The sequence below is a fragment of the Saccharopolyspora kobensis genome, from assembly GCF_900108315.1.
Taxonomy (GTDB): Bacteria; Actinomycetota; Actinomycetes; order Mycobacteriales; family Pseudonocardiaceae; genus Saccharopolyspora; species Saccharopolyspora kobensis.
This window is the reverse complement of the sequence record NZ_FNVB01000008.1, coordinates 320,810-335,192: the sequence shown is the minus strand read 5'-3', so window position 1 is coordinate 335,192 and position 14,383 is coordinate 320,810. Positions and strand designations below refer to the sequence as shown.

13 protein-coding genes are annotated in these 14,383 nt (G+C 69.9%); 5 read left to right on the top strand and 8 right to left on the bottom strand.

Going from position 1 to position 14,383, the window contains the following annotated elements:
* The first annotated feature begins 207 nt into the window (after positions 1-207).
* From pstC to C4T78_RS26690, 4 genes are all read left to right on the top strand, one after another.
* Complete coding sequence (gene pstC / locus C4T78_RS26705) at positions 208-1,119, top strand: phosphate ABC transporter permease subunit PstC (protein ID WP_309599292.1); 912 nt, start codon at positions 208-210, stop codon at positions 1,117-1,119.
* Positions 1,116-2,030, top strand: a complete 915-nt coding sequence (gene pstA, locus C4T78_RS26700) for a phosphate ABC transporter permease PstA (RefSeq protein WP_103908165.1) — start codon at positions 1,116-1,118, stop codon at positions 2,028-2,030. Before pstC ends, pstA begins: the two co-directional genes overlap by 4 nt.
* An 11-nt stretch (positions 2,031-2,041) precedes the next feature.
* Positions 2,042-2,818, top strand: coding sequence for a phosphate ABC transporter ATP-binding protein PstB (gene pstB / locus C4T78_RS26695; protein WP_093159548.1), 777 nt, complete (start codon positions 2,042-2,044; stop codon positions 2,816-2,818).
* A 323-nt stretch (positions 2,819-3,141) separates the two neighbouring features.
* Entirely contained in the window at positions 3,142-3,546 is a 405-nt protein-coding gene (locus C4T78_RS26690; RefSeq protein ID WP_143185915.1) for an LLM class oxidoreductase, read from the top strand.
* On the opposite strand, the gene C4T78_RS26685 is transcribed toward C4T78_RS26690, so the two are convergent.
* On the bottom strand, positions 3,547-5,238 hold the full coding sequence (locus C4T78_RS26685) for a PstS family phosphate ABC transporter substrate-binding protein (protein WP_093354511.1): 1,692 nt from the start codon (positions 5,236-5,238) through the stop codon (positions 3,547-3,549). It lies immediately after the preceding gene.
* A gap of 170 nt (positions 5,239-5,408) precedes the next feature.
* Positions 5,409-5,768, bottom strand: coding sequence for a nuclear transport factor 2 family protein (locus C4T78_RS26680; RefSeq protein WP_093354509.1), 360 nt, complete (start codon positions 5,766-5,768; stop codon positions 5,409-5,411).
* 108 nt (positions 5,769-5,876) lie between these two features.
* On the opposite strand from C4T78_RS26680, the gene C4T78_RS26675 reads away from it, so the two are divergent.
* On the top strand, positions 5,877-6,665 hold the full coding sequence (locus C4T78_RS26675) for a helix-turn-helix domain-containing protein (protein WP_235863632.1): 789 nt from the start codon (positions 5,877-5,879) through the stop codon (positions 6,663-6,665).
* A 143-nt stretch (positions 6,666-6,808) separates the two neighbouring features.
* Here C4T78_RS26675 and C4T78_RS26670 read toward each other — a convergent pair whose 3' ends face one another.
* The 6 genes from C4T78_RS26670 to dusB all read right to left on the bottom strand — a co-directional run bounded on the left by C4T78_RS26670 (position 6,809) and on the right by dusB (position 14,211).
* Positions 6,809-7,651 carry a helix-turn-helix domain-containing protein gene (locus C4T78_RS26670; RefSeq protein WP_093354506.1) on the bottom strand — a complete coding sequence of 281 codons (843 nt, stop codon included), beginning with the start codon at positions 7,649-7,651 and terminating at the stop codon, positions 6,809-6,811.
* Between the two features lie 151 nt (positions 7,652-7,802).
* Positions 7,803-8,450: a phosphate signaling complex protein PhoU gene (phoU, locus tag C4T78_RS26665; RefSeq protein ID WP_093354504.1), complete on the bottom strand. Its 648-nt coding sequence runs from the start codon at positions 8,448-8,450 to the stop codon at positions 7,803-7,805.
* Positions 8,451-8,821: 371 nt separating this feature from the next.
* Positions 8,822-11,194: an LCP family protein gene (locus C4T78_RS26660; RefSeq protein WP_235863631.1), complete on the bottom strand. Its 2,373-nt coding sequence runs from the start codon at positions 11,192-11,194 to the stop codon at positions 8,822-8,824.
* 249 nt (positions 11,195-11,443) lie between these two features.
* Positions 11,444-12,313, bottom strand: a complete 870-nt coding sequence (locus C4T78_RS26655; RefSeq protein WP_093159563.1) for a GGDEF domain-containing protein — start codon at positions 12,311-12,313, stop codon at positions 11,444-11,446.
* A gap of 297 nt (positions 12,314-12,610) precedes the next feature.
* Positions 12,611-12,997: a hypothetical protein gene (locus C4T78_RS26650; RefSeq protein ID WP_235863630.1), complete on the bottom strand. Its 387-nt coding sequence runs from the start codon at positions 12,995-12,997 to the stop codon at positions 12,611-12,613.
* 65 nt (positions 12,998-13,062) lie between these two features.
* A complete protein-coding gene (gene dusB / locus C4T78_RS26645) occupies positions 13,063-14,211 on the bottom strand; it encodes a tRNA dihydrouridine synthase DusB (RefSeq protein WP_177247653.1) in 1,149 nt (382 codons plus the stop codon).
* Positions 14,212-14,383: the final 172 nt, after the last annotated feature.

Here is a 14,383-nt window from a genome sequence, read left to right as displayed (position 1 = left end):
TCGCACCCAACCTGGGCGAACAACGGGTCGAATCTACGAAGTGAGAGGCTGCAAACAGCAGTGACCGACTCGACGAGAGCCGACCTGCGCCCCGCGGACACCGATTCCGGTGCCCCGCGGGGCGCTTCGGCGCCTAGTTCCGGACCGGAGGCTCCCATTTCCGCTCCCGATACCTCCGCGGGCAAGACGCACCGACTCGGCGACCGGGTGTTCTCCTCGATCGCCACCGCCTCCGGGGCCTTCGTGGTCGCCCTGATCGCGGCGATCGGCATCTTCCTGCTGATCCGCGCGATTCCCTCGTTGCAGGTCAACGAGGTCAACTTCCTGTTCAGCAGGGAATGGGACACCCGCGATCCGAACAACCTCAAGTTCGGCATCCTCGACCTGGCCTGGGTGACCGTGGCCAGCTCGCTGGTCGCGCTGGTCATCGCGATGCCGCTGTCCTGCGGGATCGCGCTGTTCCTCACCCGCTACGCCCCGCGCAGCCTGGCGCGGCCGTTCGCCTACATCGTCGACCTGCTGGCCGCCGTGCCGTCGGTCGTCTACGGCCTGTGGGGCTTCCTGGTCCTGGGCCCGGTGCTGCGGCCGGTCGCCCTGTGGCTCAACGAGTACCTCGGCTGGATCCCGATCTTCGCCCAGGGCAACGTGAACCCGATGGGCCTGGGCACGGACATCTTCACCGCCGGGATCGTGCTCGCCGTGATGATCATCCCGACGATCACCGGCGTCACCCGCGAGGTCTTCTCGCGGACGCCGAACCAGCAGATCGAGGGCGCCCTCGCGCTCGGCGCCACCCAGTGGGAGGTCGTGCGGACCACGGTGTGGCCGTTCGGCCGCAACGGCTTCATGGGCGGTTCGATGCTCGGCCTGGGCCGTGCCCTGGGCGAGACGATGGCGCTGACCATCATCCTCAGCTCCACCACCGCCCCGCCCGGCTACAGCATCTTCGACGCCGGTGCCACCTTCGCCTCCAAGATCGCGCTCGGCTCCGCCGAGTTCAACAACAACATGCAGGTGGGCGCCTACATCTCGGCCGGGCTGGTGCTGTTCGTGATCACCTTCGCGGTCAACGCCGTCGCGCGTTGGATCGAGAGCGCCAGCGGTAAGGGGAAAGCATGAGGACCGACACCGCTGACGTGGAGCAGCTGGCCACGCCACCGGCGTTCCAGCGGATCAGCTTCGCGCGCAAGTTCAAGAACAACCTCGCCACCACGCTGTTCACCGCGGCGTTCGTGATCGCGGTGGTCCCGCTGCTCTGGGTGCTGTGGACGCTGCTGGAGCGCGGCCTCAAGCCGGTGCTCAGCTCGACCTGGTGGTCGCACTCGTTCAACGGCCTGCTGCCCAACGACTTCGGCGGCGGCATCTACCACGCGCTGGTCGGAACCCTGCTCGAAGGCCTGGTCTGCCTGGTCATCTCGGTGCCGCTGGGCATCATGGTCGGCGTCTACCTGGTCGAGTACGGGCGCGAGTCGCGGTTCGCGAAGGTCGCCACGTTCATGGTGGACATCCTCAGCGGTCTGCCGTCGATCGTGGCCGGTCTGTTCATCTACGCGCTGTGGATCACCACCTTCGGCTTCACCCGCAGCGGCTTCGCGGTGGCGCTGGCGCTGCTGCTGCTGATGATCCCGGTGGTCGTCCGGGTCACCGAGACGATGCTGCTGATCGTGCCGGACGAGCTGCGCGAGGCGGCTTACGCGCTCGGCCTGCCGAAGTGGAAGACGATCATGAAGATCGTGCTGCCCACGGCGCTGTCGGGCATCCTGACCGGTGTGATGCTCGGCCTGGCCCGCGTGCTGGGCGAGACGGCACCGCTGCTGATCCTGGTCGGCTACTCCAGCTCGATCAACTTCAACCTGTTCCAGGGCGAACTGGCGTCGCTGCCGCTGGCCATCTACATGGAGCGCAGCACCGGCACGGTGGCCGGTGACTACCGCATGTGGGGCGCCGCGCTGACCCTCGTGGTCGTCATCATGCTGATCAACCTCGTCGCGTCGCTGCTGTCCAAGCTGTTCGCGATCAAGACGAAGTAGGGACCTCAAACATGGCCAAGCGTCTCGACATCAAGGACCTGAACCTGTTCTACGGCAAGTTCCACGCCGTGCAGGACGTGACGCTGCAGGTGCCCGCCCGCAGCGTCACCGCGTTCATCGGCCCGTCCGGTTGCGGCAAGTCGACCGTGCTGCGGTCGCTGAACCGGATGCACGAGGTGATCCCCGGCTCCCGCGTCGAGGGCAAGGTGATGCTCGACGGCGAGGACATCTACGCCAGCGACGTGGACCCGGTGCAGGTGCGCAAGACCATCGGCATGGTGTTCCAGCGCGCGAACCCGTTCCCGACGATGTCCATCCGGGACAACGTGGTGGCCGGCCTGAAGCTGGCCGGTGAGAAGAACAAGAAGAAGCTCGACGAGGTCGCCGAGCGCGCGCTGCGCGGCGCGAACCTGTGGGAAGAGGTCAAGGACCGGCTGAACAAGCCGGGCGGCGGCCTCTCCGGCGGTCAGCAGCAGCGCCTGTGCATCGCGCGGGCCATCGCGGTGCGGCCGGACGTGCTGCTGATGGACGAGCCCTGCTCGGCGCTGGACCCGATCTCCACGCTGGCGATCGAGGACCTGATCTCCAACCTCAAGCAGGACTACACGATCGTCATCGTCACCCACAACATGCAGCAGGCGGCGCGGGTGAGCGACCAGACGGCGTTCTTCAACCTGCGCGCGGTGGGCGAGCCGGGCCAGCTGGTGGAGATCGACGAGACGGGCAAGATCTTCTCCAACCCGACCCAGAAGGCCACCGAGGACTACATCTCCGGCCGCTTCGGCTGATCGGTTCCGGTGCGGGGGCGGCGATTTCGCGAGAAGTCGCCGCCCCTTTCGCGCGCCCGGGGCCGATTTCGCGCGAAATCACCTTCCCGAGCCCCGTTGCGGCTGGTGGGGGGCCGTGAGTGCTTTGGGGGGCTATAGCACCCCAAAACACTCACGGGCGCTGACCAGGTGAAGCGGTGCCGAACGGCCTCGCCTGCTCGGTGGGGCGGCGGTCAGGGGGCGTCGAGCAGGGATGCCGCCATCGCTCGGACTGCTGTGGCGAAGGACTTGCCCTCGCGCTGCATGTGGCGGATCAGGTCGGCGTCGAAGGTCGCCAGGAGCGCGTGGCTGAGGAAGTCGGCGTCCAGGTCCGGGCGCTGGGCCGCGACCAGGGCCGCGATGTGCTGGGCCCAGAATCGGTAGCTGGGGTCTTCGTGCTTGTGGTCGCGCGACCCCGCGTGGTGGCGGTGGTTTCGGTGTGCGTTACGTCCGAAGTGGACGATGCGCGGGCCCGGCTCGCCGCGCAGCTGTCGGTGGCCGGGGAGCTGCCCGCCTACCGCGCGATGCTCGACCGGCAGGGTCTCGCCGGTCCGGAGGACGTCGCGGTGCTCGGTGACGAGGTGGCGGTGGAGCGGTCGCTGCGCCGGTTCGTCGAGGCCGGGGCCACCGAACTCGTCGTGGTTCCGTTCGGGACCGCGGCCGAGCAGGAGCGGACCCGGAAGGTGCTGGCAGCGCTGAACTCGCGCTGATCACCTGTGCCCGGGGTCGGCAGCCGCTTGCTGGCCGGTGGGCAGTTCCGGTTGGCAGGACATCGGGTTCTCCAGCTGGGCGCACGGGAGGTGGCCGTGGGACTCGATGACGTCCATGCCCACGTCCCTGGTCAGGTAGCGCAGGAAGCTGGCGGCGAGCGAACCCGGCTCGGGCTCGCTGTAGGTGTACCCGTACACCGTCTCCCAGAACGGGTAGGTGCCCTGATCAGCGCCCTCCAGGGTGGCCGGCTGGCCGCCGATCCGGAGCCGGACCACGTCGTCGAGGTTCTCGGTGGCCTTCGCCTCCGCGTAGCCCAGCGCGCCGGGCGTGCTCGCCACCTTCTCCAGCAGGGCGGAGGTGGAATCCCGCTCGCACCGGGCCGGGACCACGCCCGGGTCGAACACCAGGCAGTCGTCGGAGCTGATGCGCGGCTCGCGGCCGGGCACGTCGTCGGACGGGTCGGGGTCGAGGACGTGCGTCTCGAAGGTCTTCCGCGTCCCGGAGTTGGAATCCCGGCTCACCAGCCGGATCGGCAGGCCTTCCTTGCCGCCGAGCTGGCCCCACTCGGTGTACTGCCCGGAGTAGATCCCGCGGAGCTGCGCCGCGGAGAGGTCCTGCACCGCGGCTTCCGGGTTGGCCACCACGGTGAACAGCGAGAACGCCACCGGCCTGGGCAGCAGCAGCGGGTAGGCGGCGCTCTTGGGCCCGTCGGTGAAGGCGATCATCTCCGGGCTGGTGAAGTCGCCATCGCCGGCCTCGAACTTGGCCGCGTTCAGCCGGTTCCCCGCGTCGTCGAGCACCGAGAGGCCCGCACCGCTGCCGGTCGTGCGGATGTCGATGGCCGATCCCGGGCAGGTCTTCTCGTACAGCGCCTCGGCCTCGACGAGCGCGGGCGTGAAGGCAGTCGACCCGACGATCTCCAAGTGGCCCGTCGCGCAGCCCAGCGGGGCGTTCGAGCGGTACTGCGAGACCACGTACTGCACGAGGATGATCGACACTAGGAAGGTGCTGAGCACCACCACGAGCCGGGTGGACAGCCGCTCGCTGCGGGTCTCCTTGATGACCCCGAACGTGCCGACGTCCTTGCTCCTGCTGCCCAGCAGGCCCCTGCGGAACAGCCGCCGCGCCACGCCGCCCTTGATGCCGCCGATGACCTCCGGCTCCTTGATCAGCTCGGGCGAGTTGAGCGTCTCGGGCAGCCGGTCCAGCACCACCAGCACCTTGTAGTGCTGGTACGGGTTCAGCGACACGCGGGGCAGCTCGATGGCGTCGTCGGTCATCCGCAGGCCGTTGCGCCGGGTGAAGTTGGGCGCCAGGCTCTCGTCGCTGAGCTCGGTGATCACCATCCCGGCGACCCGTCTGCCGGGGAACTTGACGCGGATCCCGACGAGGTCGTTGTTCGGGACGGCGTAGTCCTCCGGCGTGATGTTGGTGGTGCCGTAGTTCTCGACGCGCAGCAGCATGAACGAGGGCGCCTTCAGCGGCTCGGCGTCCTTGCCGTGCACCAGCCGCTCCAACGCCCCGGCGTCCTGGGACGAGAGGCTGGTTCCGCTGCCGCCGATGGTGTCCATCTGGATCCGGTAGCCGAGCCGCTTGCGCCCGGCGATGGCGAACTCGTAGAGCCCGAGGAAGATCGGGACGAGCACGCCGAGGGCCGCGAGGACCAGGTTCCAGGAATCGATGTCCGCCATGACCCGCTCCCCCTGAGCTGCAGATCAACTGGGATCGTCAATCTAATGAGCCTGAAGGGGTTCCGGGCTCTCCGGCGGTGAGCTGTCAGCTGGTGTTCACCGGATGTTGGCGTCGCTCGAACAGGTGACGGGGCGCTCTCCGCCGAGGGCGCCCCGTCACCTCGGCTCGATCAGGCGGCGGGCACCTTGTCGAGGAAGCCGTGCACGTGCTGGATCCGGCCGTCGGCGTCGAGCACCACCACGTCGAAGCCGACCACCACCGCCTCGCCGCCCACCGGGCCGAGCTCCCAGGTGAAGCGGGCGATGTCGTGGTGGGCGTCGAAGAGCTCGCCGGGGCGGAAGGCGAAGTCCGGGAACTGGGCCTGCACCGCCGCGATCGTCGCGTCGATCGCCTCGCGGCCGCGGACCTCGGCCAGCGGGTCGGTGTAGGTGCCCTCCGGTGCCCAGAGCTCGTCGACCGCGGCCCGGCGCCTGCCTGCGTCGCGCTCGTTCCAGGCGGCGATGTAGCGGTCGAGCAGTTCGGTGTTCATCGGGTTTCTCCCTCGTTCCACGGGCTTTCGACGGGCACCAGCTTGCGGCGCCGAGGTCATCGCGTCGATTACCCCGGAGGTAATGGCGGCGGTGGCTACTGTCGTGGTGTGACGACGGTGGAATCGCGCCCGGTGGGCGCGCTGCTGCGGGAATGGCGCGAGCGCAGGCGGTTGAGCCAGCTCCAGCTGTCGCTGGACGCCGACATCTCCGCCCGGCACCTCAGCTTCGTGGAGACCGGCCGCTCCAAGCCGACCAAGGAGATGATCCTGCGGCTCAGCGAACAGCTCGACGTCCCGCTGCGCGAGCGCAACGGCCTGCTGCTGGCCGGCGGCTACGCGCCCGCCTACCCGGCCGGCTCGCTGGACGCGCCAGAGCTGGCCGCGGTGCTCGCGGCCCTGCGGCAGGTGCTGGCCGGGCACGAGCCGAACCCGGCGCTGGTGGTCGACCGGCACTGGCAGCTGATCGACGGCAACGACAGCGCCGGGCTCTTCCTGGAGGGCGCGGCGCCGGATCTGCTGGAACCACCGGTGAACGTGCTGCGGTTGAGCCTGCACCCGGCGGGCCTGGCCCCGAGCATCGTCAACCTAGGCGAGTGGCGCGCGCACGTCCTCAGCAGGCTGCACCGCCAGGCGACCGCGACGGCCGACCCGGTGCTGCGCGATCTCCACGCGGAGCTCCGCGACTACCCGTGCGATCAGCCGGTGCCCGAAGTGGAACTGCCCGGCGCCGGAGACGTCGTGGTGCCGCTGCGCTTCCGCCACGGTGGAGCGGAGCTGTCGTTCTTCAGCACCACAACGGTTTTCGGCACGCCGCTCGACGTCACGGTCGCCGAGCTGGCGATCGAGTCCTTCTTCCCCGCCGACCGCTCCACGATGGACCACCTCCGGAACCGCTGATCCGCAACTTCAATTGAAATCAAACGTGCGATTTCAATTGAAGTTGCGGACCTCCCGGTGTGTCCGGTGCCCGACACGCCGGGACCGGTGCGATTTCAATGGAAATTGGACGTCCGATTTCCATTGAAGTTGCGCAGGCGTCGTCAGGCGGCCGCGGATTCGTCGGCTATCGCGGAGATGAAGGCGCTGGAGTCCTTCGGGTTGAGGGCACGGGTGCAGACCTGCTCGAACGCCTTGAGGTAGTCCGCCGTGTCCGCGGCCTTGTCCAGGAAGCGCGAGTTCGCCGAGTCGCCCAGGTGCACCACCTGCGGGTCCGCTTCGTCGGGGAAGGAGAACACGGCGATGCGGTCGGCCATCAGCGGATGCCCGCCCACCCGGAACGGCAGCACCTGGAGCGTCACGTTGCGCCGGTAGCCGAGCAGCACGAGGTGCTCCAGCTGCTGGCGCATCACGCCGGGGCCGCCGACCGCGCGCCGCAGCGCCGACTCGTCCAGCACCGCCCACAGCTCCAGCGGCTGCTCGCCGAGCAACCGCTGCTGGCGCGTCGAGATCACCGTGAGCCGCTCCTGCAGCTCCTCCGGGGTGTGCTCGTGCGCGTCCGCGGTCAGCAGCGCGCGGCTGTAGTCCGCGGTCTGCAGCAGCTCCGGCAGCGGGTCCGCGCCGTAGCAGCTCACCGCCTTGGCCGAGGTCTCCAGGCCGAGGTAGGTCTGCAGCCCCGGCCGCTGCGCGGTGCTGGGGAACTTCTGCCACCAGCCGCGCTGCTTGGAGTCCTGGGCGAGGTCCACCAGCGATGCGAGCTGCTCGGTGGTCGCCCCGTAGAACTCGGCCATCAGCCGCACGTCCGAGGTGCGGACCGGAACCCGGCCGAGTTCGATCTGGCTGATCTTGCCCTGGGAGCAGTCCAGGTGGGCGGCGACCTCGCGATGGGTGCGCCCCGCCGTTTCGCGCAGCCGCCGAAGCTCGCTGCCCAGCCGTCGTCTGTGCACGGTCGGACTCTTACGCACCGCGCACCTCATCGACCGCGGTTCGGTACGTTCTCACCCGAACGAGGATCGCACATGGCGATCACAGCATCGAGTGCTGAGACCGACTATTAATACTTCCTCGGTCACACCGTCGACGACCAGCGAGAACCGCTCAGCTGTTCGGCATCTTTCCGGTCACGATGAACACCACCCGGCGGGCCACCGACACCGCGTGGTCGGCGAAGCGCTCGTAGAACCGGCCGAGCAGCGTGACGTCCACGGCAGCGGCCACGCCGTGCGACCAGTCCGGGCTCATCATCACCGTGAACAGGTGGCGGTGGAGGTCGTCCATCTCGTCGTCGTCCTCCTCCAGCCCGCGCGCGGCCTCCACGTCCTGGGTCTGGATGACGCTGCCCGCGCGACCGGCGAGCTTGACCGCGACCCGGCCCATCTCGGCGAAGTACGGCTGCACGTCGGCGGGGAGCACCGCGTTCGGGTGGCGGCGGCGCGCGGTCTTGGCCACGTGCAGCGCCAAGTCGCCCATCCGCTCCAGGTCCTCGGCGGTGTGGATGGTGGAGATGACCGTCCGCAGATCGCCGGCCACCGGGGCCTGCAGGGCGAGCAGCCCGAAGGCGTGCTCCTCCGCGCGGGCCCGCGCCTCGTCGATCTGCGCGTCCTCCTCGATGACCTGTTCCGCCAACTCCAGGTCGGCCTCCAGGAGTGCCTTGGTGGCGAGCTCCATGGCGGTGCCGACCTTGGTCGACATCGAGGCGAGTTCTTCGGCGAGCTCGCCGAGCTGTTCCTGGTAGACCTCACGCATGCTACCCAGGGTACTTCCACCGGTAATCGGACAGAATGACCCGTGGTGAACCAACGGTTAACACGCCATGAGAAAACCCTTCCGGGTGCTCATGCGGTCGTTCGGCGTGGCGGTGCGAGTAGCGGAACCTCCGACGCCGCCTGGCTGCGGGATCCCGTTCTTGTGCATGTCCGATGCACGGCAAACGGGCTGTCCTCGCCAGGCGACGCCTGAGAACCCGCGGCGGTGCAAGCGCCGTAGGTGGGTTATGCGCCTTGCGGCGCATGTGGCCCCTGCCGATCGGTGCCAGCCCTGTGTCACGGTCGCTGTCTACCGCCGGAAGCGGCTGCGCCGCTTGCCTGACGATGGCCGGTCCGTGCGGTCGTCGCTGGTCAGCCGCAGATGTCGGTTCCGGCGTTCACCGTGGACAGGCCGGTCGGCGCTGCCGGTTCTTCCGGGGTGGACGGGTCCGCGGGCTGCTGGCGGAAGGCCGCTCCGCCGCCGCTGGGCTGGTTGGTCTTCGCGTCGGCGATGATCGGCTTGTCGTCGAGGATGGCCTGGAACAGCGCCTGGGTGTCGGCCTCGCGCAGCTCTTCCATGCCCTCGTCGTTGGCGTAGCCGGTGGTGGGCACCGTGATGAAGGTGACGCGGCTCGGGTCCAGGCCCTGCAGCTGCTGGCCCAGGTCCATCAGCCGGTCGGCGCCGACGTTCTCGCCGAAGGTGTTCGCGCTGACCGCCTTGACGAAGCCGCTCAGCTTGCCCGGGTCGAGCAGCACCTGGCCGGAGGTGGTCTTGCGCAGAAGTGCCGACAGGAATAGCTGCTGGCGCTGCATGCGGCCGTAGTCGGAGGTCGGGTCGCCCTCGACGTGCCTGGCGCGCACGTAGTTCAGCGCCTGGTCACCGCTGATGGTGTGCTTGCCCGCGGTGGGGATCACGGTGCCCAGGGTGCTGTCCACGATGGGCTTCTCGGTGCAGATCTCGACGCCCTGCACCGCGTCCACCATCGACTTGAAGCCGTTGAAGTCGATGCCCAGGAAGCTGTCCACCCGCAGGCCGGAGATCTGCTGGATGACCTTGGTGGTGCACAGCGGACCGCCCACCGCGTAGGCCTCGTTGAGCCGGACGTCCTGCTGCGCGGGCGCCTGCTGGCCGGTGTACTGGCCGGTCTTGGCGTCCCAGCGCTCGCACGCGGGCAGGTCGACCTGCAGGTCGCGCGGGAACGACACCAGGACCACGCGGCTCCGGTCGGCCGGGATGTGCGCGATCATCGTGGTGTCCGAACGGGCGCCGACGGTCTCGTCCTCGGAGCCGACGCCGTCCTCCGGCTTGGCCCCGGCGCGGGTGTCCGAACCGACGAGCAGGAAGTTCTGGTCGCCGGTCTGCTTGGCGACCTCCTTGATGGAGTCGGACTCCGGGTCCAGCGCCGCGATGGACGACGGGCCCCAGAACGTGGTGGCGCCCCAGGCGAAGCCCAGCGTCAGGAACACCGACAGCGAGGCCGCCACCGCGACCGCCGCCACGATCAGGTGAGTGCGGCGCTTGCGCTGCTTCTTCTTCCACTCCATCCGGGACTGCCCGTCCCGTCCTTCGTGGAAGTCGAAGGGCATGTCGGTGCCGAGCTCGGGCTCCTTGCGCTTGCCGAGCAGCCAGGAGAACTTCTTGCGGCGGGCCTCCTCCTCGGCGGCGATCTCGTCGTGCACCGCGGAGAACCGGGCGAGCGTGGCGTCGATCTGCTTGATGTCGGCCTCGCGATCCTCGTCCTCCTCCTCGTCGTCGGAGTCGAGGTCGGTTTCGAGGTCGTCGTCGTCCAGCTCGTCGAACTCGTCCAGCTCGGCGAGGTCGTCCGGGGCCGCGACGATCGCGGTCTCCTCGGCGGCGCTCGCGGGCGCGACGGGCTTGGCCGCGCTCGGCGGCGCGACGGGCTTGGCGATGGTGGTCTGCTGGTCCTCCGGGTTCAACCGCGAGACGACCGAGGTGGCCTCGGCGCGCGGAGGCGCGGGGGGAACCGGCGCGTGCTGGGTGGTGGCCTCCAGGTCCTCGTTGACCGGGGGCGGCACCGGGCGGCTCGGGGCCGGTCGGCGCATCCGGCGCGGCGGGCTGGCCGGAGGAGCCTCGCCGCCCAGGGCCTGGGTGACCCGGGTGGGCTCGGCACCGGGCGCCGGAGCGCCGTTGCGGGGCGGCTCGACGGGGCCACTGCTGCGCGGGGGCTCGACCGGGGCGCCGGTGCGGGGAACGCCGTTGACCGGCGGCTCGATGGGGGCGTCCGGGCGTCCGCTGCGGGCGGCGGCGCCACCGGCGAAGGCGGCTGCGGCGCCACCCGCCGCCGGGCGGCGGCTGGGCGGAGGCGGGGTGTCCTGGCGGCGGCGCGGCTCACCCGCGGGCGCCTGCGGGGGGCGCGCAGCGGCGGGCGGCGTCCAGCCGGGAGGAGCGCTGGGGCGGTTCTGGGGAGCCTGGCGGCGGCGCGGTGCCGCTTCCGGGGGGCGCGCTGCCGGTTCCTGCGGCGCGGGCGGAGCGGGCTGCGGCGGACGGGCGCGGCGGGGCGGCTGGGCCTGCGGCGGCTCCGGCTCGGCCGCGCGCCGGTGGTTGGAGCCACCGGGGGCCTTGCCGTGCTTCGAGAGCAGGTCTATGACTCGGGTACCGCCCGTGCCGTCCTCGCTCAGTGCGCGGCGACGTCGACCGGTTCCGGCTGAGCCTTCTTCCGGATCGGGTTCCGGGCGGGCGGAACGCCGGCGCCCGACTTCGCCATGCCGGGGGTCTTGCGGCACGCGTTTTCCCTCCCACCAGTGAAATCCAACGGTCTGCTCGATGCCGACGCGCTCGATACCCCCCGACGTGTATCGGACGGCGCCTCCGAGATAGTACGGCCGATCGCCCGAACTGACGATAGGACCGACAATTTCTTCACAATCAGTGCACGATCGATCGTGGCGTCTCGTCTAATACGGCCAACCGTGCTATGCCGTTGACCGGCGCAAACACTCTCGATTACACCGAGAGACGCCGAGCAGGTGCGATCAGTAACCGGCCACCTTTCGCGGGTGTGTTCCTCGTCGCTCGGCGGCAATCCCGGCCAAACGGACATCGGAACCGGTGCGGTGGGCGACCGCGTTGCGTCCCGACTGCTTCGCGGCGTAGAGCAGCGCGTCCGCGCTGATCAACTGCTGCTCGGCGGAGACCGGCGCGGGCCCGCTGGCGGTGTGCTCGTGCGCGACGCCGATGCTGACCGTCACCCGCAGCCCCGGGGCCATCTGCGACCACGGGAACGTCTCCACCAGGGAGCGGGCGGTCTCGCACACCGCGACCGCGGCCGCCGGCTCGATGTCCGGCAGCACGAGCACGAATTCCTCCCCGCCGTAGCGCGCGCAGAACGCGCCGCTGGGCAGGGCTTTCTGCAGCAGGTCGACCACCCGTTGCAGCACCCGGTCGCCGAGCAGGTGCCCGTAGTTGTCGTTGACCTGCTTGAACCAGTCGAGGTCGACCAGCGCGATGGCGAGCCCGGCACCGGTGCCGGCGTGCTCGGTGAGCAGGTCGGCCAGCCGTTCGTCCAGGTAGCGGCGGTTGTAGCTGGCGGTGAGGCTGTCGCGCAGGCTCTGCTCGCGGGCTTCGGCGTGCTCGCGGCGCAGCCGGTTGACCTCGTGCCGCAGCTGCTCCGGCACCCGTGGCACGTCCGCGCTGGAGCGCAGGTCCAGCGCCGAGCGCAGGTGGTGGTAGGCCTGGCGCCACTGGCCTCGCGAGGCCAGCAGGCTCGCGATCGATTCGTGCAGATCCGCCATCCCGGTCCCGTTGGCCAGGTCCTGGCGGGTGCGCGGGCCGGGAGGGAGAACAGGCGCTTCGCCCTCGCGCAGGGGTTCTGGTCCGGCGAAACCGTTGCGCAGTCCGGTCATCGCACTCACCTCCCGTCCGTGGTGTCGTCGGGTGTGACGCATCGCTTGAGCTGGTCTGACTCGGCTCTCGCCCAATTCGCTCAACCGGCTGACCCCCTAGCCCAGCCCGAATTGACGAGCATCGTTCGAATCCCCAGCTGCCTAGGATGTGTACCGGGCGCGCGGTGGATGTGGAAGCGAAACGGAACGGACCCACCCGCACGGACGAGCAGAGCAACACGTACGTATCGCCACCGCATTGCTGGTTCATCGGAGCCGACCCGCTGCGGTGTTACCGGCATTTGATCACGCAATCAGTCATCCGTTCGGGCAGGGGGCGAACCCGCGGAGCCGCCCGTCCAGCACGACGAGGTGCTGCGAACCGATCTGGTGCCCGGTGACGGTGCCCGCCGTCCGGGTCGTCACCTCCACGCCGACCACCCAGACTTCGCCGCGCGGCGCCACGCCGTCCGGGGCGTAGCCGGGATCGGGGCGCAGGGTGGACATCGCCGGGTCCAGCTCCACCGCGGTGTCGCCGAGGTCGCAGCTCAGGTCAGTGAAGTCGGGGTGCTGCGTGCGCCGGAAGAACTCCTGCTGCGCCGCGGGCCCGGACCGCGCCGCGGCGTTGTTCTCCGCGAAGTACCGCTCGACCATGCCGACCGCGGCGGGCTCCTCCGGCGGTGCCGCGCACGCCGTCGCGAGCACCGACGCTCCGATCAGGACACTCGGCCGGAAGCGGCCGCGCGCAACGGTTTTCGGCATCTGGGTGGTCAGCCGCCGCTGTGGTCGATCTCCGCCGCGGTGGGCACGGTGATGTCGTCGGGATCGTCGAGCCAGCCCTCCGGCAGCACCACCTTGCCCGCCGAGCCCTGGCGGCCGCGCGGCCCCTCGGCGTCGGTCGGGAACGGCACGTCCGGGTCGAGACCGGCCAGCAGGTCGTCCAGCTGCGCGAGGCTGGACACCAGGCCGAACTGGTGCCGCAGGTCCGAGCCCACCGGGAAGCCGCGCAGGTACTGCGACATGTGCTTGCGCAGGTCGCGCAGGCCCTTCTCCTCGCCCATGTGATCGGCCAGCAGCTCGGCGTGCCGCTTGAGCACTCCGGCGACCTCGCCGAGCTTCGGCCCTTCCGGGATCGGCTCGCCGGCGAAGGCGGCCTGCAGGTCGCGGAACAGCCACGGGCGGCCCAGGCAGCCGCGCCCGACCACGACGCCGTCGCAGCCGGTCTCGGCCATCATCCGCAGCGCGTCGTCGGCGCTGAAGATGTCGCCGTTGCCGAGCACCGGGATGGTCTTGACGTGCTCCTTGAGCCGCGCGATGGCCGTCCAGTCCGCGGTGCCCGAGTAGCGCTGGGCCGCGGTGCGGCCGTGCAGCGCGACCGCCGCCGCGCCGTTCTCCTCGGCCAGCCGGCCCGCGTCGAGGTAGGTGATGTGGTCGTCGTCGATGCCGATGCGGAACTTCACCGTCACCGGGATCCCGGCCGGTTCGGCGGCGCGCACGGCGGCCTGGACGATCTCGGCGAACAGCCGCCGCTTGTACGGCAGCGCGGAACCGCCGCCCTTGCGGGTCACCTTCGGAACGGGGCAGCCGAAGTTCATGTCGACGTGGTCGGCGAGGTTCTCGTCGACGATCATCTGCACGGCCTTGCCCATGGTCACCGGGTCGACCCCGTAGAGCTGCATGGAGCGCGGGTGCTCGTCGGGGTCGAAGGTGATCATCTCGAGCGTCTTGGGATGCCGCTCGACGAGCGCCCGGCTGGTGATCATCTCGCACACGTAGAGCCCGGCGCCGTACTCCCGGCACAACCGCCGGAAGGCGACGTTGGTGATCCCGGCCATCGGCGCGAGCACCACCGGCGGATCGACCTGGTGCGGGCCGATCTTCAAGGCGGGCTTGGACAAAGTGGCGGTCACGCCCCCCATTGTCGCCGACGCCCCAAACGACCTTCATCCCCCTCGGCCCGGGTGCCGCCCGCCGTGCGGGTCGCGCGGGGCGGCCTGCGACTCCGGGTGTGGTGTTTCGGCCCGAAAACTGCCAGGTTGACGGGGTGATCGCTTATGCCGGATCTGGTCCCTACTGCTATTCCAGCTGCCT